This is a genomic window from Pseudomonas versuta (assembly GCF_001294575.1).
Classification (GTDB): domain Bacteria; phylum Pseudomonadota; class Gammaproteobacteria; order Pseudomonadales; family Pseudomonadaceae; genus Aquipseudomonas; species Aquipseudomonas versuta.
This window is the reverse complement of the sequence record NZ_CP012676.1, coordinates 354,322-377,093: the sequence shown is the minus strand read 5'-3', so window position 1 is coordinate 377,093 and position 22,772 is coordinate 354,322. Positions and strand designations below refer to the sequence as shown.

Here is a 22,772-nt window from a genome sequence, read left to right as displayed (position 1 = left end):
GAACAGCCCGACGCGCATTGATTCGGCTTTCCGGGCATCCTCTCCTAAAGCCTCTCCCTTATATATTTAAAAACCCTTATAAATCAGCTAGTTAACTATAACTCGCACGATTGGCATGACTCATGCTCTACACTCAGGGCCGAATGCTTAAACAGCGCTAAAGCCTGTTGGGCCATTCCTAGTACAAAAAGGGTCCGTAAACGGGCTCAATAAAAAAAACAATGTCGAGGAAACACCGATGCGCATCGTTCCGCAACTTTTGAGCGCAGCAATTGCTGCAGCTCTGATTAGCACTCCAGTTTTTGCAGCCGAATTGACCGGCACACTGAAGAAAATCAAAGAATCCGGCACCATCACCCTCGGGCATCGTGACTCCTCCATCCCGTTCTCTTACATCGCAGACGGCTCCGGCAAGCCAGTTGGCTACTCCCACGATGTGCAACTGGCAATTGTCGAAGGGCTGAAAAAGCAGCTCGACATGCCCGACCTCAAGGTCAAGTACAACCTGGTCACCTCCCAGACCCGTATCCCGCTGGTACAGAACGGCACCGTTGACGTTGAGTGTGGTTCCACCACCAACAATGCTGAACGCGCCCAGCAAGTGGATTTTTCGGTCGGCATCTTCGAAATCGGTACTCGCCTGCTGTCCAAAAAGGACTCGCCTTACAAGGACTTCGCTGACCTGAAAGGTAAAAACGTAGTCACCACCGCAGGCACTACTTCCGAGCGCATCCTCAAGGCGATGAACGCCGACAAGCAGATGGGCATGAACGTGATCTCGGCAAAAGATCACGGCGAAGCCTTCAACATGCTTGAGTCGGGCCGCGCTGTAGCCTTCATGATGGACGACGCCCTGCTGGCCGGTGAAATGGCCAAGGCCAAGAAGCCAACTGACTGGGCCGTGACCGGTACGCCACAGTCGTACGAAATTTATGGCTGCATGCTGCGCAAAGGCGATCCTGACTTCAAAAAAGCGGTGGATGACGCCATTGTTGGGTATTACAAGTCGGGCGACGTCAATAAATCCTACGCCAAATGGTTCCAGTCGCCGATCCCGCCTAAAGGCCTGAATCTCGACTTCCCGATGAGCAAAGAGCTCAAAGAGCTGATCGCCAACCCGAACGACAAACCGGCACCTGAAGAAAAACCGGCGGCCTGATTACCGACCGCTGAGTCTCCCGGGCGTGAGTCATCGCGCCCGGGACTTGCTGACCACCTGTTGTACTGGCTTCTTACTGCATTAGAGAGCACTCGAACCCCTGGTTATCGAGCGGGTTGAGTGTGCCCGGCGACCCTGTCGGGTGAGAACGGATTCCCTGAAGCAAGTGCTTTTTTATAGACCCATCTGAGGGGAGACCCTGCATGAATTACAACTGGGACTGGAGCGTATTTTTCAAGTCCACCGGCATAGGCAGCGAGACGTATCTCGACTGGTTTATCTCCGGCCTGGGCTGGACCATCGCGATCGCTGTTGTCGCCTGGATTGTTGCCCTGATACTGGGGTCACTGCTGGGCGTGATGCGCACCATGCCGAACCGTCTGGTATCGGGCATCGCCACGGTTTACGTGGAAATTTTCCGTAACGTACCGCTTCTGGTGCAGCTGTTTATCTGGTACTTCCTGGTACCCGATCTGCTGCCTGCCAATCTGCAGGAGTGGTACAAACAAGACCTCAACCCGACCACCTCGGCTTACTTGAGCGTTGTTGTGTGTCTGGGGCTGTTCACTGCGGCACGGGTTTGCGAGCAAGTACGTACCGGTATTCAGGCGCTGCCCCACGGGCAAGAAGCCGCCGCACGCGCCATGGGCTTTAGCCTGTCGCAGATCTACTGGAACGTACTGCTGCCACAAGCCTACCGAATCATCATTCCACCGCTCACCTCTGAATTCCTCAACGTGTTCAAGAACTCGTCAGTGGCTTCATTGATCGGCTTGATGGAACTGCTGGCGCAAACCAAACAGACAGCTGAATTCTCCGCCAACCTGTTTGAGGCGTTCACCCTGGCTACGCTGATTTACTTCACCCTGAACATGAGCCTGATGCTGCTGATGCGCCTGATCGAGAAGAAAGTCGCGGTGCCCGGCCTGATGTCATTGGGGGGCAAATAATGGACTTCTTCGATTTCAGCGGGATTGTTCCTGCCCTGCCCGGCCTGTGGAACGGCATGATCATGACCTTGAAGCTCATGGTTCTGGGGGTTATCGGTGGTATTGCTCTGGGTACCGTACTGGCACTGATGCGGTTGTCGTCGAGCAAGTGGCTGGCCAACCTGGCCGGCGCTTATGTGAACTACTTCCGCTCCATCCCGTTGCTGCTGGTCATTACCTGGTTCTACCTGGCAGTGCCGTTCGTACTGCGCTGGATCACCGGCAAAGACACCCCGATCGGTGCGTTCGAGTCGTGCATGGTGGCGTTCGTCATGTTCGAAGCCGCTTACTTCTGCGAAATCGTACGGGCCGGTGTACAGGCCATACCCAAAGGTCAGATGGGCGCAGCCAAAGCGCTGGGCATGAGTTACGGCCAGGCCATGCGCCTGATCATCCTGCCTCAGGCCTTTCGCAAAATGACTCCGCTGCTGCTGCAACAGAGCATCATTTTGTTTCAGGACACCTCGCTGGTTTACACCGTTGGCCTTGTGGACTTCCTCAATGCTGCTCGCTCCAATGGCGATATTATCGGCCGCTCCAATGAGTTCCTGATCTTCGCCGGTCTGGTGTATTTCATCATCAGCTTTTCCGCCTCGCTGCTGGTCAAGCGTCTGCAAAAAAGGTTTGCCGTATGATCTCGATCAAGAACATTAACAAGTGGTACGGGGACTTCCAGGTACTGACCGATTGCAGTACTGAAGTCAAAAAGGGCGAAGTGGTTGTAGTCTGCGGCCCGTCCGGCTCCGGTAAATCGACCCTGATCAAGTGCGTCAATGCCCTTGAACCGTTCCAGAAAGGCGACATCGTGGTCGATGGCACTTCGATTGCCGATCCGAAGACCAACCTGCCAAAACTGCGCTCGCGGGTTGGCATGGTGTTCCAGCATTTCGAACTGTTCCCGCACATGACCATCACCGAAAACCTGACGATCGCGCAGATCAAGGTCTTGGGGCGCAGCAAGGAAGAAGCCACCAAAAAAGGCCTCGAACTGCTGGAACGCGTTGGCCTGTCGGCGCATGCCCACAAGCACCCGGGGCAACTCTCCGGCGGCCAGCAACAGCGTGTCGCCATTGCCCGCGCGTTGGCCATGGACCCGATCGTGATGCTGTTTGACGAGCCGACCTCTGCCCTCGACCCGGAAATGGTTAACGAAGTGCTCGACGTGATGGTGCAACTGGCCCACGAAGGCATGACCATGATGTGCGTCACCCATGAAATGGGTTTTGCACGCAAGGTCGCCAACCGGGTGATCTTCATGGACCAGGGCAAGATCGTCGAAGACTGTGAGAAAGAAGAGTTCTTCGGTGATGTATCGGCCCGTTCCGAACGGGCCCAGCACTTCCTCGCCAAGATCCTGCAGCACTAAGCAGCACCATTCCCCGCAGGAGCGGGCTTGTCTCGAGAAGATGCGACGCGGTCAATTGGTTAACCGTGTGGCGATCATCGCGAGGCAAGCCCGCTCCTGAAGGAGATTTCTGTTAATCGGCTGCCCTTGCGCAGTGGTTGACCCAAGGCATCTGTGATGAAATGCGACCCCACTCTTTATCGCGGTGCCCCGCCATCACTTGCCGTGAAACCTCGCCTGCTCCGTCATTTGCTGCTACCGCCATTGATCCTGCTGCTAACCGTCGGGCTCGGTTATGCCGGCTATCGCATCAGCGAACACTTTGGCATCCGCAGCCTCAGCGAGAACGGCGAGCGTCAGCTAGAACTCCACGCACGCACTGTCGAGAGCGAACTCGGCAAATACACCTACCTGCCCAGCCTGCTGGAGCTGGAGTCCAGCGTTTCGCAACTGCTGGCTGATCCGACCGCGCAGAACCGGGTTACCGTTAATCAATACCTTGAAGGCCTGAACCGACGCAGCCGCAGCCGGGCAATCTATGTGCTCGACACTACGGGCCGGGTAATGGCCACCAGCAACTGGCGCGATACCGACAGCTATCTGGGTGAAGACCTGTCCTTCCGCGCCTACTTTCAAGACGCAGTACGCGGTCAGCCGGGACGTTTCTACGGGATCGGCAGTACCTCCGGCGAGCCGGGCTACTACCTGGCACATGGCCTGGAAGAACACGGCAAGATCATTGGCGTGGCGGTCATCAAAGTCCGCCTCGAAGCTCTTGAAGAACGCTGGCAACGCGCCCGCCTCGAAGCTTATGTCAGTGATGAAAACGGCATCATCATTCTGTCGAGTGACCCGACCCGTCGCCTGAAATCGGTCCGCCCCCTGACTGCCGACACCAAAGAGCGGCTGGCGCGCAGCCTGCAGTATTACTGGTGGCCGCTTAACGAACTTCAGCCACTTGAGCGCGAGCAACTGGCCGAAGGCGTAGAAACCGTCACCTTTGCCGCCAATAGCGAACTGGTCACAGATGATAAAGAAGTCAGTTATCTGGCCCAGACCCGAAAATTGAACGACACACCCTGGGAAATAACCCTGCTGACCCCGTTGCAGGATTTGCGTCGTGCAGCCGCCAATCAGGGCATGCTGGTCGCCGTCGCCTTTGCCCTGCTGGCCTTCTTGCTGATTGCCTGGAATGAGCGGCGCAAAGTGATTGCCACCAGGCTTGCAGCCCGCGAAGCCCTGCAAGAGGCCAACAATCAGCTGGAACGCAAAATCACTGAGCGCACCGCCCACCTGCGCGCCAGCAACGAACGGCTCAAAGGCCAGATTCGTGAACGCCGCCAGGCCGAAGACACACTGCGCCACGCACAGGACGAACTGGTCCAGGCCGGCAAGCTGGCCGCCATCGGGCAAATGTCTACCAGCATTGCCCATGAACTGAATCAGCCATTGGCCGCCTTGCGCACGCTGTCGGGCAACACCATACGGTTTCTCCAGCGCGGCGACCTGAAGGTAGCGGCGGACAATCTCAACACCATCAACAATCTGGTCGACCGCATGGGCCGCATCACAGCCAACCTGCGCTCTTTTGCCCGGCGCGGCGATGACCAGGGCCAGGCCAGCCTGGAAAAGGCGGTCGACGCGACCTTGCAACTGCTGGCCGTTCGCCTTGAAGCGTCCGCTGTCGAACTGCATCGCGACTTCAGTGATGTCCAGCTCAAGATCGATCAGACCCGGCTGGAGCAAATTCTCGTCAACCTGATCGGCAACGCGCTGGACGCCATGCAAGACCAGGCAGATCCCCCCCGGCTGTGGCTGGAAGGCGAATCCGGCGACGGTAAATATCGCCTGCGTGTTCGCGATAACGGTCCCGGCATTGACCCCGAAAGCCGAAAACATCTGTTTGAACCTTTCTTCACCACCAAACCAGGCGAGCAGGGTCTGGGCCTGGGCTTGACCCTGTCGGCCAGTCTGGCCGCCGCCGCCGGAGGTAACCTCAGCGTCGAGTTCCCGGCCACCGGTGGTGCCGCGTTTGTCCTCTTATTACCGCTGTTGCAACCCGCTAAGGCCGAGCCGATATGAATAACGAGCTGACCGTCCTGATTGTCGAAGACGACCCCCATGTCCTGCTCGGATGCCAGCAGGCGCTGGCACTGGAAGATATTCGCAGCGAAGGCGTGAGCAGTGCCGAACAGGCACTGACAATGGTCGGGGACAATTTCCCCGGCATTGTCATCAGTGACATCCGACTGCCGGGAATTGATGGCCTGGAGCTGCTTAAACGGCTCAAGGCGCGTGATCGCAGTCTGCCGGTGGTCCTGATTACCGGGCACGGCGATATTTCGATGGCCGTGGGAGCCATGCGCGATGGAGCCTATGACTTTATGGAAAAACCGTTTTCTCCGGAACGGCTGGTCGATATCGCCCGCCGGGCACTGGAGCAACGCGGCCTGGCCCGGGAAGTGTGGTCACTGCGCCGGCAACTGGCCGAGCGTGACTCCCTTGAAGGCCGGATCATCGGCCGCTCGCCTGCCATGCAGCAATTACGCGAATTGATCGCCAACGTCGCCGACACCTCTGCCAACGTGCTGATTGAAGGCGAAACCGGTACTGGCAAGGAGCTGGTCGCCCGCTGTCTGCATGACTTCAGCCGCCGCCAGCCCCGGCAATTTGTTGCGCTTAACTGCGGCGGGCTGCCGGAAAACCTGTTTGAAAGCGAGATATTCGGCCACGAAGCCAATGCCTTCACCGGGGCCGGGAAACGGCGGATCGGCAAGATCGAACATGCCGACGGCGGCACCCTGTTTCTCGACGAAGTTGAAAGCATGCCGCTCAACCTGCAAATCAAACTGCTGCGGGTATTGCAGGAGCGCTCGCTGGAGCGCCTGGGCTCCAACCAAAGCATCGATGTCGACTGCCGGGTGATCGCCGCCACCAAGTCCGACCTGGATCAACTGAGTAAAGCCAGCCAGTTTCGCAGCGACCTCTATTACCGCTTGAATGTAGTGACGCTCGAGCTACCGCCTCTGCGCGAACGCCGCGAAGACATCCTGCAACTGTTCGAATACTTCCTGCAGCAATCGTCCCTGCGCTTCGACCGGGAGGCCCCCGAACTGGACAACCAGACCCTGTCCAACCTGATGAGCCATGACTGGCCGGGCAACGTGCGCGAACTGCGCAACGTGGCAGAGCGCTTTGCCCTGGGCCTGCCGGCCTTCAAAAAATCGGGCAGCAACGCAGCCCAAGGGTTGGGTTTTTCAGAAGCGGTGGAAGCCTTCGAACGCAACCTGCTCAATGATGCGCTACAACGCAGCGGCGGTAACCTGACCCAGGCCAGCCAGGAATTGGGCATGGCTAAAACCACGCTATTCGACAAAGTAAAAAAATACGGGCTGGCTCACTGATGGATCTGATTCTAAAAGCTGCACTGGGCGCCGCCGTGGTCATCATCCTGGCGATGCTGGCAAAAACCAGAAACTACTACATCGCAGGTCTGGTCCCGCTGTTCCCGACCTTCGCCCTGATTGCCCATTACATCGTCGGCAAAGGGCGATCACTGGACGACCTGAAAACCACCATTGTCTTCGGCATGTGGTCGATCATTCCCTACTTCGTCTACCTCGCGGCGCTCTACGTACTGGTGGACCGCATGCGCCTTGAAGCGTCACTGGCACTCGCCGCCGTAGCCTGGCTGATTGCCGCGACCATACTGGTCAGTGTCTGGGTACGGTTGCACTGACCAGGAGTGGGTGTTCGCGATAGCAAAGCCGAACAAGCTCGCTCCCGCAGAAACCCGCTCCCGCAAATATTCTGGCCCGTCCCTTGCATTTACCCCCTAAAGCCCGCCCGGCCTGACCTGGCGGCGAATACACGGGGGTAGATAACACGTTGAATATTCTAGATCTTGACCACAGCCTGACTGCTCAAGCGCCTATTGCGCTGCGGTTGGCCGATGGTCGTGCCACTTGCCTTGATTTACTGGAGCTGGGCCCGAAATTGCGGCTATGGTCCAGCGAACGCAACTATCAACGCTTCATCAAAGCCTTGCAAAACCGCCCCGAACGACCGGCACACAAGCCGGAGATATTCTTTGTCGGCTCCGGTGATTACCACCATCTGACACCGGCTTTGCTGGCAGACCTTGCAGAGCCGGTCACGCTGATCCACTTCGACAATCACCCTGACTGGGTACGCTTTGCCCCCCGCCGGCATTGCGGTTCATGGATCAACCGGGCCCTGAAGCTGCCAAACATCCAGCGTATCGTCACCCTTGGCCCCTGCAGCGATGACCTGCAAAGTCCGCAGTTCAAGGGCGCCAACCTGGGGGCCTTGCGCAGCGGGGCTCTGCAATTGTTCCCCTGGCAACACGCGCCCACCAAAGTCTGGGGCCGAATCGGCGATGGCGCGGGCCATGAGCAACACGAAAATCATCTGCACTGGCGCAACCTGGCCGATCTGGACTGGCCAACCTTTATCGACGACCTGATCCAGAGCCTGCCAACCCCCGCCGTGTGGATCACCATCGACAAAGACGTGCTGGCCAGCGAAGACGCTGCCACCAATTGGGATCAGGGCGGCATGCGCCTTACCCACTTGCTGCATGCCATCCGTGCTCTGGCTGCCAGCAAGCGGGTACTGGGAATCGATGTATGCGGCGAGTTCGCCAGGGCGCCCCACCGCAACCTGCTCAAACGCTGGGAGGCCAGGTCCGATCAGCCTGCACCAGAGCGCTGGAGTGAAGCCGACTTGCTGCGCAACTCCACCACCAACAAAGCCCTTATTTCACTGTTTGAGGAACTGTTCCCGTGACTTTGATTGTTATTGCGCTAGTGGCGTTTTCTATCGTGCTCGATGTGATCGGCCAACTGTGTTTCAAAATCGGCCTCGACCGGTTACCCGAACTCGAAGGCGGCTTTCGCCTGAATGCCTTCTGGGGCCAAGTCTTCCAGGCGCCCATGCTGTGGGCGGGCATCGGCGCCTACGTGATCGAGTTTTTCATCTGGCTCGAAGCGTTGTCGCGGGCACCGCTGAGTTTGTTATTTCCGGCCGCGGCGCTGGCGTATTGCGGAGTGGTCTACGCCGGCAAGGTGTTTCTTGGCGAGCACGTCAGCCGTCGCCGCTGGATGGGCACTCTGGTGATTACCCTCGGCGTGTTGCTGGTCTGCATCGCCGGAGCTTAGGAGATAAATCATGCAAAACACTGAACCGATGAATCAGCCACATAATGGATGGCTGCATGGCCGTCTGGGCACCGTTGTACTGTGGGCTCTGCTGATCATCCTCGAAAGCGCTGGGCAGATTGCGACCAAAGTCGGTGGCGATCAGTTGGGCAATATGGATTTCACCCTGCAATGGCTGCAAGACGTCATGCTGAACCCCGGGGTATGGGCAGCCATTGCCTGCTATATCGGGGCATTTTTCGTATGGATGCTGATATTGCGCCGCAGCAGTCTGTCGCTGGCATTTCCACTGAGTTCGCTGGTATTCGTAGGCGTGTTGCTGGGGTCATGGCTGGGCCTGGGCGAGCACATCAGCACACTGCACTGGGTGGGCGTGGCGGTGATCATTGGCGGAATTGCCTTGCTGGCTGACGGCGAGCCGGAGCACTGAGAGATCGACCGCACACCTGAGGGAGCCGGCATGCCGGCCCCCTCAAAAACAAGGGTGCCTGTGCTTTAGAATTTATAACTGACCGCGGTCTGCACCGAGCCCTGATTCACATCGCCTTGCTCTCTGACGATGCTGCTGTCGGCCGCCGAACCCACCAGGCGAACCCAGCTGACGCTGGCCACCAGCGACCAATGCTGCGCCAGCGGGAATTCAACGTTCTGGGTCAGCGTCACATTCTGGAAGCCACCGCTGGCGTGATAGGCAGAGATCCCTGAAGCCTGGGCTTCACTGGCGCTGACGCCAAAGAAAGTGGACATTTGCCGACCATCTGCAAAGTGCGCCGCCAACTGGCTGCTGCCAATAATCCCTAGTCCCAGGGGATAACCCAGCTCACCGCCCACTTGGCCCAGTAACCCGCCCTGCCCGCCGCTACCGCCTACGGCCTGGCCCAGTTGCGCATACACACGCCAGAACTCGGCAGGGCTGTATTGCACAAAGCCGCCCAGCAGGGCCATATCCGATACATCGCGCAATCCTCGCAGCGAACCGTTGGCGTTACGCCCCGACAAGTAATTGATAAAGGGCCCCGCACTCCAGCCATCCGTCTTTAAGGCGCTCCAGGTAAGGCCATCGTCGGTATCAAGGCTGACATCGCCCCAGTCCACATCAAAATACGGCAACGGCACCGTCTGATAGCGACTGCCACTTGGATCGGACGGCTGATAGCCAATCCCGACCCCGACTTCTCCACTGGGACCATCCGCAGCATGTGCCCCAGCACCAACACTCAACAATGTGAGAAACATAAAAACAGGCGCTGAGGTTTTCATTACGAAACTTCCATAAAAATTCATGCGCGCATAAATCCATTTTTTGAACACTCGACGCAAGCACTGATGTTGTTTGTAGCAAGCTACAAAAATTGTAGCTTGCTGCTGCCTTTTTACCGCACCCCATTGCCAAAGCCCCGGCCCACGGGGCTTTGGCAAGTTGGCACAGTCCATGCTCTGTCCCGTATATGCGCAAAGTGCGCTTCTCCACAACAGGACAATGCAGATGATGCAATGGCATATCGTGTGTGATTTCGACGGGACCATCACCCGTACCGATGTCATCGACAACATTCTTCAACGCTTCGCCGACCCCAGCTGGGAAGCGATCGAAGATCAATGGGTCAAAGGTGAAATTGGTTCGCGGGAATGCCTCAGCCGCCAGCTGTCGCTGGTTAAAGCTTCCCCAGCCGAACTGCTGGCTTATTTCGATACGGTTGAGATTGACCCGGACTTTCCGGACTTCGTTGACCACGTCATCGGTCTCGGAGCCTCTATCGAAGTGGTCAGTGACGGTATCGAACAGGGCATCGCGCGCATTCTGGCCCGTAACTACGTGAGCCTGCTGCCGATCCTCGCCAACCGCCTGCGCCAGGTTGACCACAACAGTTGGCGCATCGACTTCCCGCATGCAAGCGATGCCTGCCGTGCGGCCTCAGGCAACTGCAAATGTAAAACCACTCCCGGCGGCAAACGCGTGCTGGTGATTGGTGACGGCCGCTCCGACATGTGTGTGGCTGCAAGCGCCGATTTCGTGTTTGCCAAAGACAGCCTCGCCGACCATTGCGAGCGCAACGGCATTCCCTATGCCCGCTTCGACACATTCTCCGAACTGGCAGCCCTGTTCGCCGAATTGCCTAGCAATGCCGCCAACGCACCCCACTATTCTCGTGAACAGCAGGAACTCTTCAATCATGTCTGATATCCGAATTGCTACACCTGAAGACCAGATTCTTCTGGAAAAAGAAGCCAAGTACTGCTCGTACGGCGACACCGTTCATTACATCGAACCGCCACGCATTTTCAGCCGCTGCGAAGGCTCCTACGTGTGGGACACCAGCGACCAGGCTTATCTGGATCTGCAAATGTGGTACTCGGCAGTTAACTTCGGTTACTCCAATCCGCGCTTGAACAACGCACTGAAACAACAGATCGATACCCTGCCGCAGATCGCCAGCCAATACCTGCACAAAGGCAAGATCGAGCTGTCGGAGCGCATTGCGGTCGATGCCAAAAACAAGTTCGGCCTCGACGGTCGAGTGCACTTCAACGTCGGCGGCTCGCAGTCCATCGAGGATTCGTTGAAAGTGGTACGTAACGCCACCAACGGTAAAAGCCTGATGTTTGCCTTCGAAGGCGGCTACCACGGCCGAACACTCGGCGCCTCATCGATTACTTCCAGCTACCGCTACCGCCGTCGCTACGGCCACTTCGGCGAACGTGCCAACTTCATCCCCTTCCCGTATCACTTCCGCGGCCCGAAAGGCATGACCAAAGAAGAATATGGCAGCCACTGCGTGCAGCAATTCGCCCGCTTGTTTGAAACCGAATACAACGGCGTATGGGACCCGAAAGTCGGTCAGAGCGAATATGCAGCGTTTTACGTGGAACCCATCCAGGGTACCGGCGGCTATGTGATTCCACCGATGAACTTCTACAGCGAACTCAAGCATGTGCTGGATCAACACGGCATTTTGATGGTGGTCGATGAAATCCAGATGGGCTTCTGGCGCACCGGCAAGCTGTGGTCCATTGAGCACTTCGACGTCAAACCCGACGTGATCGTGTTCGGTAAAGCACTGACCAACGGTCTCAACCCGCTGGGCGGTATCTGGGCCCGTGAGGAGTTGATCAACCCGAAAATTTTCCCGCCTGGCTCGACCCACTCGACCTTCGCCTCCAACCCGCTGGGCACTGCGGTCGGTCTGGAAATGTTCAAAATGACCAGCGAAATCGACTACGGCGCGATGGTCATGGAAAAAGGCAAATACTTCCTGGCAGGTCTGCAGGACTTGCAGAAACGCTATCCGATCATCGGCGACGTCGACGGCCTGGGCCTGGCACTGCGCTGCGAAATCTGCGGCCCGGATGGCTTCACGCCAGACAAGGCAACCCTGGACTACATGGTTGAAGAAGGAATGAAAGGCGACATCGAAATCGACGGCAAGCGCCTGGGTCTGATTCTGGACGTTGGCGGCTACTACAAAAACGTCATCACCCTGGCTCCGTCGCTGGAAATCAGCTACGCCGAAATCGATCTGGGCATCGCCCTGCTCGACCGCCTGCTGCATCGGGCCATGAAACGGTGAACAGTGCAGGGATCGATCTGGGCGAAGGCGACGCCGGTTTCGTTCTCGGCACGGGCGAGGTCGGGATTCTGTTGATCCACGGCCTCACAGGCACCCCGACGGAGTTGCGTCGGGTGGCCCAGGGGCTGGCCAAGGACGGGACGTGCACGGTGTACGTACCGACTCTGGCTGGCCATTGCGGAGACAACAGCGACCTGCAGGCCACCGGCTGGCAAGACTGGTACGAAGGGGTGCGTAAGACCTTCGCCGATGTGCGCCAGCGCCATAGCCAGGTTTTCGTCGGCGGCTTGTCGATGGGGGCCGTGATGTCGATGTACGTAGCCTCCGAGCATCCGGGGCAAGTGGCGGGCTTGTTGATGTATTCCACCACCTTGCGGTACGACGGCTGGAGCATTAACAAACTGGCATTCCTGACACCGTTGCTGATGGCAATTCCGTTCGGCGTCCGCCTGTGCAGTTTTGAGGAGAAACCGCCTTACGGGATCAAGAACGAGCGCTTGCGGGCAATCGTTGAACGGCAGATGAAAGCGGGTGAAAGCAGTAATGCCGGGCTACTGACGATGGAAGGCATCACCGTGCGCGAACTGCACCGGATGAATGCCGTGGTGAAAAAACGCATGCCGTCGATCACCACGCCCGCACTGGTGCTGCACTCCATCGAAGACGACATCACCAGCCGCTGGAACGCCGATTACGTGGAGCGCCATCTGGGCGGTCCGGTGACCAAGGTTCTGCTCGACAACTGTTACCACATGATCACCGTCGATCTGCAATACCGTCGAGTGATTGAACTGAGTGCCGCCTTCATCAAGAAAAACAGCACCGTCTCACAGGAACCTGTCGAGTACCTGCAGCAGGCCTGACCCAAGGAGGATCCATGATTACAGCCCAAGCCTTTTCATCAATCCAGGCCATTAAACGCGAGGCCTGGAATGACTGTTTCCCAGGTTCTCTGGAGGATTGGGACTACATCATGGCTGTCGAAAACGCTGGCATTGAGGGTTTCGAATGGCGCTACCTGGCGCTGTTCAAAGGTTCTGACCTGATTGCCGCCGCCACCGCATTCACCACCAGCTATCGCCTCGACACCACGGTTCAGGGTATTGGTAAACGGTTTACCGAAAAACTGAACCGTGCAGTGCCGGGGCTGATGCAATTGCATCTATACGCCATCGGCTCGCCGGTGACCGAACAATGCACCGCTGGCACCGCCAGCCATATTCAACCTGCCCAGCGGCCGGCCCTGCTGGCACAACTGCTTAGTCTGGCCCAGCAAGATGCCAGCCGACTGGGCATCGGCTTGATAGCGGTCAAGGATGTCTCCAGCAACGACGATGACTGGTCGCAAAGCTGCAAGGCGGCGGGGTTTCAGTCCATGCCCAGCCTTCCCAGTGCCATGTTGCCGGTGCCTTTTGGCTCGGTTGACTGTTACCTCGGCTCCCTGGGTAAGTCCACCCGCAAAGACTTGCGCCGCAAATTGCGCTCGCCCGGCCCCCGGGTGGAATGGCGCAGCGCCATTGACGATGTTTTGCCCGATATCATGCGGTTGTATGAAGCGAGCCTGGCGCGCAGCGACCTGCAATTCGAACGCTTACCACCCGCTTATTTCACAGGTATCCTCCGGCAACTTGGGGACCGGGCACTCTGCGTGCTGTATTGGCTCGACGACCAACTGGTAGCATTCAATCTGGTATTGATTAACGAACATCGGCTGATCGACAAGTTTTTCGGTCACGACCTTGAACTGACGCGCGAGTACAGTTTGTATTTCAGAAGCTGGATGGTAAACGTCGACTACTGCATCCGTAACGGGATCGAGCTATACGAGTGCGGCCAGGCCGGATACGCCTGCAAAGTTCGACTAGGGTGCAGCTTCCAGAGCAATACACTGTTTTTCCGCCATCGCAACCGGCTGATCAATAACGTGCTCAAACTGGTCAAACTGTTCATCCGCCCCGACCGTCATGACCCCGCCCTTGCGGCAGCAATAAGCGAGCATTAATGCCAATCACGCCTGAATCAACGCGCAATGCCCAACCGTTCAAGGTCTCGCGCTGGACGGTTCAGCGCAAACTGGTCCTGGCTTTTTGGCTGGTCAGCGTCATTCCCACCATGATCGCTGCCGAACTGGCCGCCACCACGCTGTCGCATATTTTCGACAGCAACGTGCGGGTCTGGCTGCAGGAGTCGACCAAGATCGTCAAAGACGAAATTGGTGAAATCGTTCACGACAATGCCCGCGCCGCACAGTTGTTCCTGCGCTATACCCACCCGCCCTCTTCCCATGCAGCGCTGCGCCACGACAAACTGACCGCTGATATTGCAGGCGCGATGGACATTGACGTCGTAGCGCTGATTCGCAGCAGTGATCACAAAGTAGTTTTCAGCACGGCCAGCGAAGACATCGTTGACCAGATCAGCCTTGCGCCCAACGCAGTGCTGCAAACCATCGACGTGGGCGGCGTGCCGACAGGTACTGTAGTGTCGACTTTCCCTACCACTCAGGATGGCGAGGCCTATCAACTGCTGGTTGCCACTTATATGGACAACAGTTTTCTGACCAGCGTCGCTGACGTGCACTCCCTGGATTTGCGCCTGTATCTGGCCAATCCCGATGGCTTTTCCGAGATTTTCTCCAGTCAGCACTTTGATGACCGCCAGCCCCAGGTGCCGCATGCGATCGAACAAATATTGCGTGAAACCAAGCAGCCCAGCGAGCAATTCACCAGCCGCTACAGCGGGCTGTACTGGCCAATCCTCAACAATACCGGTGAACTGCAAGGGGTGATCTACAGTGGTCTTCTACGCCATACCAGCCTTGTCGGCCTGGTCAATCAGAGCAACCTGTTTGCACTGATTTTCCTGGTCGGCTCGATGCTTTCGCTGAGCGTTGGCTGGCTGGTTTCCGCGCGCCTGACCCGGCCGTTGCGGGGGCTGTCTGAAGGTGTGCGAGCTGTGACCGCCGGGGATTACACACGACTGGTGACAGTGTCAGGGCGCGATGAACTGGCAGAGTTAAGCAGCACCTTCAACCACATGACCGTGCGCCTGGCCCAACTGCATCACCTTGAGGCTCAGTTACGGCGCCGTGATCGCCTGCATGCACTGGGCGAAGTCGCGATGGGCCTGGCCCATGAAATTCGCAATCCCTTGGGTATTATCAAAACCGCCACCCAACTGCTGCACCGGCGGGCCAATCTGGACGAAACCGACAAGCGCCATCTGGAGTACGTGATCAGCGAGGTATCGCGAATCAACGAACTGATCACTGACTTCCTCGACTTTGCCAAACCCAGTGCACCGGTGCGTTCAGTCCAGCCGGCACGCCCTCTGGTCGAGGATATTCTGGGCTTCTGCAAGCCCGAGCTGGACAGCCACAACATCAAAACCGAAATAGACGACAAAGCCCCCGGGGCGACCATTTACGCGGACACCCGGCAACTGAAACAGGCCTGTCTGAACCTGATCATCAATGCCATCGACGCCATGCCCGGCGGCGGGCACCTGACATTACGCATCGCCCGTGATGACAACGATGACACTGTGATCAGCATTATCGATACCGGCCAAGGTATTGAACCTGACATGATCGAGCGAATTTTCACGCCCTTTGTCACCACCAAGGCCTCAGGTACAGGTTTGGGTTTGCCCAAGGTTTTCTCAATCATGGATAACCACGACGGTCGTGTTGAATGCATCAGCGAGAAAGACGCCGGAACCACCTTCAACTTGTATATTCCGGCCCATGGAGGGGATGAGTCATGAGTCACAACATCCTGGTGGTCGATGACGAGCCGAAACTGTGCGACCTGCTCAGTTCCGCGCTGAGCCAGAACGAAGTGCAGGTATTTACCGCAGGCAATGGCCTGCAAGCACTGGCCATTCTGGAGCAGGAAGACATCGACCTGATCATCAGCGACTGGCGCATGCCCGGTATGGACGGCCCGCAACTGCTGGCTGAGGTCAAACTGCGTTATCCGCAACTGCCCGTCATTGTGATGACGGCCTACAGCACGGTGAAAAACGCCGTACAGTCGATGCGCAATGGTGCTTACGACTACATAGCCAAGCCCTTCGATATCGATGAACTGGATGTCTCGGTCAGCAAAGCCCTGCAGTTTCGCGACATCCTGCGCGACAACGCGCGCATGCGAGCCGAACTCGACGAACACCGGCATATCGAGAACCTGATAGGTGACAGCCCGAGTTTTCGTCGGGTGCTGCACGCCATCGACTCGGTACGTGACAGCAACGCTACTATCCTGCTGACCGGTGAAAGCGGTACCGGCAAAGAGATGGTTGCCCGGGCCATCCACAAACACGGTAGCCGGGCCGACAAACCCTTTGTCGCGGTCAACTGTGCGGCCATTCCCGAGGGGCTGCTGGAAAGCGAGATGTTCGGTCATCGCAAAGGCGCATTTACCGGCGCGGTCGCCGATCGTGTCGGGCGCTTCATGCAGGCAGACAAAGGCACGTTGTTTCTCGATGAAGTTGGCGATATGCCCCTGGCACTGCAAGCCAAGATTTTGCGTGCGCTGCAAGAACGGGTAATTGAGCCCGTGGGTGATCCGCGAGAGCGCAAGGTCGATGTACGGGTAATTGCGGCCACCAATAAAAACCTGCTGGAAGCAGTGGCCAACAAAGAGTTTCGCGAGGATTTGTATTACCGGCTGAATGTATTTCCGATCCCGCTTCCCGCCCTGCGCGAGCGCGTTGAGGACATCGCCCCGCTGGCGCGACACTTCGCCCACAATCTGGGGGCAACTGCGGGCAAACGGATTACCGGCTTCAGCCCAAGTGCCTTGCAGGCCATGGCCGAATACAACTGGCCGGGCAACATTCGCGAACTGCAAAACTGTGTCGAACGCGCCACCATTGTGGCCACCAGCAACACGATCCAGGACAGTGACTTGCCGCCCTACCTGTTCAGCGCCCAGCCGAGCCAAGCCAGCGCCCTGCTGAGCCCGGGGCCAGCCGTGCCGCCCGATCTGGAAGCGGCGCTGGCAGAGGTGGAAAAAGCCTACATCCTTGCGGCCTTGCAACAAGCCCAGGGCGTACAGGCTGCTGCTGCACAGTTGATTGGTATTTCAGAGCGCAGCTTTTGGTATCGCCTGAAAAAGCTCGATATCCACGTGGATAAAATCATCAGATAAAGCCAAATCCCTGTTTCCACATCAAATGCTCGCGAGCAAGCTCGCTCCTACAAAGTTGTGCCGAGGGTTCAGGCTACTTGCGCACGCAACTGCCGCGCCGCCGCCACCATGTTGATCAATGCCGCTTCGGTCTCGACCCAGGCACGGGTTTTGAGGCCGCAATCAGGGTTGACCCACAGTCGCTCAGCGGGAATACGTCGGGCCGCCTTGCTCAGCAACTTGACCATCTCGGCCGTGTCCGGAACCCGTGGCGAGTGGATGTCATACACACCCGGGCCGATATCGTTCGGGTAATCGAACGCTTCAAACGCATCCAGCAGTTCCATGTCCGAACGCGAGGTTTCGATGGTGATGACATCAGCGTCCATTTCGGCAATCGACTTGATCACGTCGTTGAACTCGCTGTAGCACATGTGGGTATGAATCTGCGTTTCATCCCCGACTCCCGAAGCACAAAGACGGAAAGCCTCGACGGCCCAGTCCAGATATTCCTGCCACTGCGCACGGCGTAACGGCAAACCTTCACGAAAGGCCGCTTCGTCAATCTGCACAATCTTGATCCCGGCTTTTTCCAGGTCCACTACTTCGTCACGAATCGCCAGCGCCAGTTGTTGCGCCTGTACCTTGCGCGATACGTCTTCGCGGGGGAATGACCACATCAGCATGGTCACCGGGCCGGTCAGCATGCCCTTCATCACCTTGTCGGTCAGCCCTTGAGCGTATTTGATCCACTCTACGGTCATGGCCCGGGGACGGCTCAGGTCGCCAAAAATGATCGCCGGTTTCACGCATCGGGAACCGTAGCTCTGAACCCAGCCGTATTGGGTGAACACGTAACCATCCAGCTGCTCGGCAAAGTATTCGACCATGTCGTTACGCTCCGCCTCACCGTGGACCAGCACGTCCAGGCCCAAACGCTCCTGGGTTTGTACGGCATTGCGAATCTCGCTGTGCATGGCGTCGGTGTATTCACTGACCGATAACTTGCCCTGCTTGTAGGACTGACGCGCCAGGCGAATCGATGCGGTCTGCGGAAACGAACCAATGGTGGTGGTCGGGAACGCCGGCAGATTCAGGCGGGCACGCTGCACTTCAATACGGGTGGCAAACGGCGACTGACGCTGGCTGTCAGCTGCAGTGATCGCGTCGATACGCGCTTGCACGGCGGGATTGTGAATCCGCGGCGAGTTGGCGCGGCTGGCCTGCACGGCGCGGCTTTGGGCCAGTGCCTGTTGTACTTTGGCATCCTGGGGAATATTCAGCGCATCACGCAGCACGGCAATCTCGCCGCACTTTTGCTTGGCAAACGCCAGCCAGCTTTTAAGTTCGGCATCCAGTCGGGTTTCGCGGTCCAGATCAACCGGGCTATGCAGCAGCGAGCAAGAGCCGGCTACCCAAAGGTTGTCACCAAAACGCTCTTCGGCAGCCTGCAACTGGGCCAGTGCGTTTTCCAGATCGCAGCGCCATACGTTACGACCGTTCACCAGCCCCAACGACAAAACTTTATAAGTTGGCAGACGATCCAGAATGGCATGCAACTGATCAGGGGCGCGCACCAGGTCTACGTGCAAACCTTCTACGGGCAGGCTGACAGCCAGACCCAGGTTGTCTTCCAGGCCGCTGAAATAGGTGGCGACCAACTTCTTCAGCGGTGAGTACTGAAGAATGTGGTAAGCGCGCTCAAAGGCGTTTTTCCATTCCTGAGGCAGGTCCAGCGACAGAATCGGTTCGTCAATCTGTACCCATTCCACGCCTTGCTCGGCCAGACGGGAAAGAATCCCGGCGTACACCGGCAACAGGTTTTCCAGCAGCTCGAGTTTGTTGAACTCCTGACCTTTGGCTTTACCCAGCCACAGATAAGTCAGCGGGCCAATGATCACCGGCTTGACCTTGTGGCCGAGCGCCAGCGCTTCGGCGGTTTCTTCGAACAACTGGTTCCAGTTCAGTTCAAAGCGCTGATCCTGGCTGAACTCGGGCACCAGGTAGTGGTAATTGGTATCAAACCACTTGGTCAGTTCTTGCGCATACTGACCTTTACTGTGCTCCCCCCCGCAGCAGCTCTGGCTCGCACCACGGGCCATTCCGAACAGTGTGTCCAGGGTTGGACGGCCTTCAGCGTCGAGGGTGTTGGCGAAACGTTCGGGAATGACACCGAAAGTCAGCGAGTGGGTCAGCACCTGGTCATACCAGGCAAAGTCACCAACCGGCAGCAAGTCAATGCCGGCGTCTTTTTGCAGTTGCCAGTGGGTGGCGCGTAACTCACGACCTACGGCTTGCAGGGCGGCCTGGTCAATATCGCCTTTCCAGTACGCTTCGAGTGCTTTTTTCAGTTCACGATCCGCACCGATACGCGGGAAACCAAGATTGTGTGCCAGGGCCATAACGACATTCCTTCGTGTAAGTAATGGCACAATTATCGACACGCACCACAACATGAGACAAACTCAACGTTTTCGTGTTGATCATCAAATTTACTCATGGAGCCACCGTGCTGGAAATTCGTCACCTCAAAACCCTGCACGCTTTACGCGAGTCCGACAGCCTGGTCGAAGCGGCTGAACGTCTGCACCTGACACAATCTGCTTTATCCCATCAGTTCAAAGAGCTGGAAGAGCGCATGGGCATGCCGCTGTTCGTTCGCAAAACCAAGCCGGTTCGTTTCACCAGCGGCGGTTTGCGTCTGTTGCAACTGGCCGACGCCATGCTGCCGCTGCTACGGGGCGCCGAGCGCGATATCGCCCGCTTGGTCGGAGGTACGGCCGGACGGTTGCACATGGCCATTGAGTGCCACAGTTGCTTCCAGTGGCTGATGCCCACCATCGATCAGTTCCGCGACGCCTGGCCCGAGGTTGAACTGGACCTGGCTTCGGGCTTTGCTTTCGCGCCCTTGCCGGCACTGGCCCGTGGCGATCTGGATCTGGTGGTTACTTCTGACCCGCAAGAGATCGCAGGGCTGACGTACGTACCGCTGTTTACCTACGAAGCCATGCTGGCAGTTGCCAATCAGCATGCTCTGGCGAGCAAGCCATTTATCGTGCCTGAGGACTTGAGCAGCGAAATTCTCATCACCTACCCGGTGGAGCGCGACCGCCTCGACATCTTCACCCGCTTCCTGGAACCGGCTGACGTTGAACCGGCGCAAGTACGCACCTCCGAGCTGACGGTCATGATGATGCAGCTCGTGGCCAGTGGCCGCGGTGTGTGCGGGATGCCGCACTGGGCCTTGCATGAATACAGCTCACGCGGCTATGTAAAAGCCAAGCGCCTGGGTGAGAAAGGGTTGTTTGCCACGCTATATGCAGCGGTACGTGCCGATATGCTCGATGCACCTTATATGCGCGACTTTTTGCTGACGGCCAAAGACACATCGTTCTCGACCCTGGACGGGGTAAGTGCCGTTCGCTAAACCTGTAACCTGTAGGAGCGAGCTTGCTCGCGAGCTCTTGATAACGGCTCGCGAGCAAGCTCGCGCCTACAGGTCCGGGGTGTTGGCCGGTTGTACCAGCCGGCGCATATGCACCCGGTCGTAATACTCCTCCCCTACCCGGATCGCACAGTCTTCAAGCCCCGACTGTTCAAACCCGCAGCGGCGATACAGCGCCAGCGCCCCGAGGCTGTTGGCACTCACAGTCAGTTCCAGCACTTTGATTTCAGGCTCCTCTTCGGCCAGTGACAGCACCGCCTGCACCAGGTGCTCGCCCAGCCCTTGTCCGCGAAAGGCCGGAGTAACGTACAAGCCAAACAACGTGGCTTTGTGCCGGGCGTCTTCCCATGGTTCGAAAGCCAGACCGACTATCCCGGCCAGCCGGGCATCGACAAAGGCGCCGAATAGCGTACTCAGCTCATCATCCAGCTGCCCTTGCCACCAACTCAGCGGCAACTTTTCACGGTTTGACAGGCTGGAAACAAAAGCCTGCGGGTGCAGCGCGTAGGCTTCCAGCATCAACTGGCGATAAGCGCTGGCGTGTGAGGGGTCAAGCAGTTCTATAGCCATTGAGGGTCCAGGTCATAGGGTTTTACGTTGTTCCAGCATCAATTTAACCGCCAGCCCGGCCAATACAAAGCCCATCACGTAACGCTGTACGGCCAGCCACAACGGGTTACGCACAAACCAGAAGGCGATGCCTGAAGCAAACAGCGCAATCAACAGGTTCACGGTGAAACTGACGCTGATCTGGGTCAGGCCCAACAGTACGCTCTGGGAAAACATCGAGCCATGCTCAGGGCTGATGAATTGCGGAAACACCGACAGGTAAAACACCGCTACCTTGGGGTTCAGCACGCTGGTCATAAACCCCATCAGCACCAGTTTGGGGGATGAATCCGGCGCCAGCTCCTGCGCTTCAAAAGGCGAACGGGCGCCCGGTTTTAGCGCCTGCCAGGCCATCCATAACAGGTACAGGGCACCCGCCCATTTCAGTAGTTCATAGGCCATCGGCACGGCCAGAAATACCGCCGTCAGCCCGGCAGCTGCGGCAAACATGTGCACAAAAAAACCTGCGACCACACCGAGCAGTGACGTAACCCCGGCTTTTCGCCCCTGACAGATCGAACGCGAAATCAGGTAAATCATGTTTGGCCCCGGTGTCAAAACCATCAGCAAACATGCCGCAGCGAAAATCAGCAGATCTTGAGCAGCAATCATGGTCAATCCTTGTCAGCCGGGGGCTCAGGCAGAAGTCAGCACGCTGTCGCGATAAAAAGGCAGGATCAGATCACGGGTCAAGGGCGCCAATTCCAGACCGCCGTCACCGCACGGATCAATCCACTGCACTTCTTCAATCTCGGCAGCCGGGCTGACTGATTGCTGGATGTGCAACAGGAACAACTCGGCCTGCACTTCAAAACCCGGCTCATTGACCGCAGGTGCCGAAAAATGCCCCAGATAAGTGGCACTGGCCGGATCAATGTTCAGCGCCAGCTCCTCTTCCAGCTCTCGGGCCAGGGCATTGACCGGCTGCTCATGGGCTTCGATCTTGCCACCTGGCTGCATAAAAGCCCGGGTACCACGCTTACGCACCAGCAAGGTTCGGCCATCAGGGCCTATCAGTACGGCAGCGGCAATCCGGATGACTTTGGAGGTTGCGCAGAAATGTTCAGAAGACGTCACAAGAGTTGACCAACAGATTAGACAGGGCCAGAAGGATCACATGGCTTCACGCCAATGCACAGACACAGATCACAGGCATAATCGAGCCATCTGTATGGACTTTCGCCGGGTATAAGACACTAAATGCCGTTCAATGGGTAAGATGCCTGATCAGCAAACCTCCAGTTCAGAGAGAGACCTGACGACACCCTAGACAGCGAGCCGACTGCAGCCGCTATATCGCCGGGGGTTTACCGCCCCGTTTCTTCTGTTCGACGCCCGCCTGAA

22 protein-coding genes are annotated in these 22,772 nt (G+C 57.6%); 17 read left to right on the top strand and 5 right to left on the bottom strand.

All coding sequences use genetic code 11. The annotated features are described in order from the left end of the window. Positions 1-238 precede the first annotated feature (238 nt). From AOC04_RS01740 to AOC04_RS01695, 10 genes are all read left to right on the top strand, one after another. Entirely contained in the window at positions 239-1,159 is a 921-nt protein-coding gene (locus AOC04_RS01740; RefSeq protein WP_060690879.1) for a glutamate/aspartate ABC transporter substrate-binding protein, read from the top strand. A 203-nt stretch (positions 1,160-1,362) separates the two neighbouring features. Then, positions 1,363-2,109 carry an amino acid ABC transporter permease gene (locus AOC04_RS01735; RefSeq protein WP_060690878.1) on the top strand — a complete coding sequence of 249 codons (747 nt, stop codon included), beginning with the start codon at positions 1,363-1,365 and terminating at the stop codon, positions 2,107-2,109. Then, the gene (locus AOC04_RS01730) at positions 2,109-2,783 is read left to right on the top strand and encodes an amino acid ABC transporter permease (protein ID WP_060690877.1); all 675 of its coding nucleotides are present in this window, start codon (positions 2,109-2,111) and stop codon (positions 2,781-2,783) included. The genes AOC04_RS01735 and AOC04_RS01730 overlap by 1 nt, the downstream gene beginning before the upstream one ends. Then, positions 2,780-3,514: an amino acid ABC transporter ATP-binding protein gene (locus AOC04_RS01725; protein ID WP_060690876.1), complete on the top strand. Its 735-nt coding sequence runs from the start codon at positions 2,780-2,782 to the stop codon at positions 3,512-3,514. Before AOC04_RS01730 ends, AOC04_RS01725 begins: the two co-directional genes overlap by 4 nt. A gap of 156 nt (positions 3,515-3,670) precedes the next feature. Beyond that, a complete protein-coding gene (gene aauS / locus AOC04_RS01720; protein ID WP_060690875.1) occupies positions 3,671-5,575 on the top strand; it encodes a two-component sensor histidine kinase AauS in 1,905 nt (634 codons plus the stop codon). A gap of 44 nt (positions 5,576-5,619) precedes the next feature. Further along, positions 5,620-6,897: a two-component response regulator AauR gene (aauR, locus tag AOC04_RS01715; protein ID WP_237178920.1), complete on the top strand. Its 1,278-nt coding sequence runs from the start codon at positions 5,620-5,622 to the stop codon at positions 6,895-6,897. An 8-nt stretch (positions 6,898-6,905) separates the two neighbouring features. Beyond that, positions 6,906-7,232 carry a GlpM family protein gene (locus AOC04_RS01710; RefSeq protein ID WP_171970561.1) on the top strand — a complete coding sequence of 109 codons (327 nt, stop codon included), beginning with the start codon at positions 6,906-6,908 and terminating at the stop codon, positions 7,230-7,232. A gap of 149 nt (positions 7,233-7,381) precedes the next feature. Then, a complete protein-coding gene (locus AOC04_RS01705) occupies positions 7,382-8,302 on the top strand; it encodes an arginase family protein (protein ID WP_060690872.1) in 921 nt (306 codons plus the stop codon). Continuing rightward, positions 8,299-8,673, top strand: coding sequence for a DMT family transporter (locus tag AOC04_RS01700; protein WP_060690871.1), 375 nt, complete (start codon positions 8,299-8,301; stop codon positions 8,671-8,673). Before AOC04_RS01705 ends, AOC04_RS01700 begins: the two co-directional genes overlap by 4 nt. 10 nt (positions 8,674-8,683) lie before the next feature. Further along, positions 8,684-9,103: an EamA family transporter gene (locus AOC04_RS01695; protein ID WP_082363640.1), complete on the top strand. Its 420-nt coding sequence runs from the start codon at positions 8,684-8,686 to the stop codon at positions 9,101-9,103. Between the two features lie 65 nt (positions 9,104-9,168). Here AOC04_RS01695 and AOC04_RS01690 read toward each other — a convergent pair whose 3' ends face one another. Next, entirely contained in the window at positions 9,169-9,933 is a 765-nt protein-coding gene (locus tag AOC04_RS01690) for a MipA/OmpV family protein (protein WP_060690870.1), read from the bottom strand. 226 nt (positions 9,934-10,159) lie between these two features. Here AOC04_RS01690 and AOC04_RS01685 point away from each other — a divergent pair, with 226 nt between their 5' ends. Genes AOC04_RS01685 through AOC04_RS01660 form a run of 6 tightly spaced genes read left to right on the top strand, consistent with a single transcriptional unit; the run spans position 10,160 to position 17,395 of the window. Next, a complete protein-coding gene (locus AOC04_RS01685) occupies positions 10,160-10,855 on the top strand; it encodes an MtnX-like HAD-IB family phosphatase (protein ID WP_060690869.1) in 696 nt (231 codons plus the stop codon). Next, on the top strand, positions 10,848-12,242 hold the full coding sequence (locus tag AOC04_RS01680) for an aspartate aminotransferase family protein (protein WP_060690868.1): 1,395 nt from the start codon (positions 10,848-10,850) through the stop codon (positions 12,240-12,242). The genes AOC04_RS01685 and AOC04_RS01680 overlap by 8 nt, the downstream gene beginning before the upstream one ends. After that, positions 12,239-13,105, top strand: a complete 867-nt coding sequence (locus AOC04_RS01675; RefSeq protein WP_060690867.1) for an alpha/beta hydrolase — start codon at positions 12,239-12,241, stop codon at positions 13,103-13,105. Before AOC04_RS01680 ends, AOC04_RS01675 begins: the two co-directional genes overlap by 4 nt. A gap of 14 nt (positions 13,106-13,119) precedes the next feature. Further along, positions 13,120-14,244, top strand: coding sequence for a GNAT family N-acetyltransferase (locus tag AOC04_RS01670; RefSeq protein WP_060690866.1), 1,125 nt, complete (start codon positions 13,120-13,122; stop codon positions 14,242-14,244). Next, entirely contained in the window at positions 14,244-16,007 is a 1,764-nt protein-coding gene (locus AOC04_RS01665) for a sensor histidine kinase (protein WP_060690865.1), read from the top strand. The genes AOC04_RS01670 and AOC04_RS01665 overlap by 1 nt, the downstream gene beginning before the upstream one ends. After that, on the top strand, positions 16,004-17,395 hold the full coding sequence (locus AOC04_RS01660) for a sigma-54-dependent transcriptional regulator (RefSeq protein WP_060690864.1): 1,392 nt from the start codon (positions 16,004-16,006) through the stop codon (positions 17,393-17,395). Before AOC04_RS01665 ends, AOC04_RS01660 begins: the two co-directional genes overlap by 4 nt. A 68-nt stretch (positions 17,396-17,463) precedes the next feature. Here AOC04_RS01660 and metE read toward each other — a convergent pair whose 3' ends face one another. Further along, on the bottom strand, positions 17,464-19,776 hold the full coding sequence (gene metE, locus AOC04_RS01655; RefSeq protein WP_060690863.1) for a 5-methyltetrahydropteroyltriglutamate--homocysteine S-methyltransferase: 2,313 nt from the start codon (positions 19,774-19,776) through the stop codon (positions 17,464-17,466). 107 nt (positions 19,777-19,883) lie between these two features. Here metE and metR point away from each other — a divergent pair, with 107 nt between their 5' ends. After that, complete coding sequence (gene metR / locus AOC04_RS01650) at positions 19,884-20,801, top strand: transcriptional regulator MetR (protein WP_060696843.1); 918 nt, start codon at positions 19,884-19,886, stop codon at positions 20,799-20,801. A gap of 66 nt (positions 20,802-20,867) precedes the next feature. Here metR and AOC04_RS01645 read toward each other — a convergent pair whose 3' ends face one another. From AOC04_RS01645 to AOC04_RS01635, 3 genes are read right to left on the bottom strand one after another with little or no spacing between them, the layout of a single operon-like run. After that, on the bottom strand, positions 20,868-21,389 hold the full coding sequence (locus AOC04_RS01645; protein ID WP_060690862.1) for a GNAT family N-acetyltransferase: 522 nt from the start codon (positions 21,387-21,389) through the stop codon (positions 20,868-20,870). A 12-nt stretch (positions 21,390-21,401) separates the two neighbouring features. Continuing rightward, positions 21,402-22,040 carry a LysE family translocator gene (locus tag AOC04_RS01640; RefSeq protein ID WP_060690861.1) on the bottom strand — a complete coding sequence of 213 codons (639 nt, stop codon included), beginning with the start codon at positions 22,038-22,040 and terminating at the stop codon, positions 21,402-21,404. Positions 22,041-22,064: 24 nt separating this feature from the next. Then, positions 22,065-22,505 (bottom strand): NUDIX hydrolase, encoded by a 441-nt coding sequence (locus tag AOC04_RS01635; RefSeq protein WP_060690860.1) that lies wholly within the window; start codon positions 22,503-22,505, stop codon positions 22,065-22,067. Between the last annotated feature and the right edge of the window lie 267 nt (positions 22,506-22,772).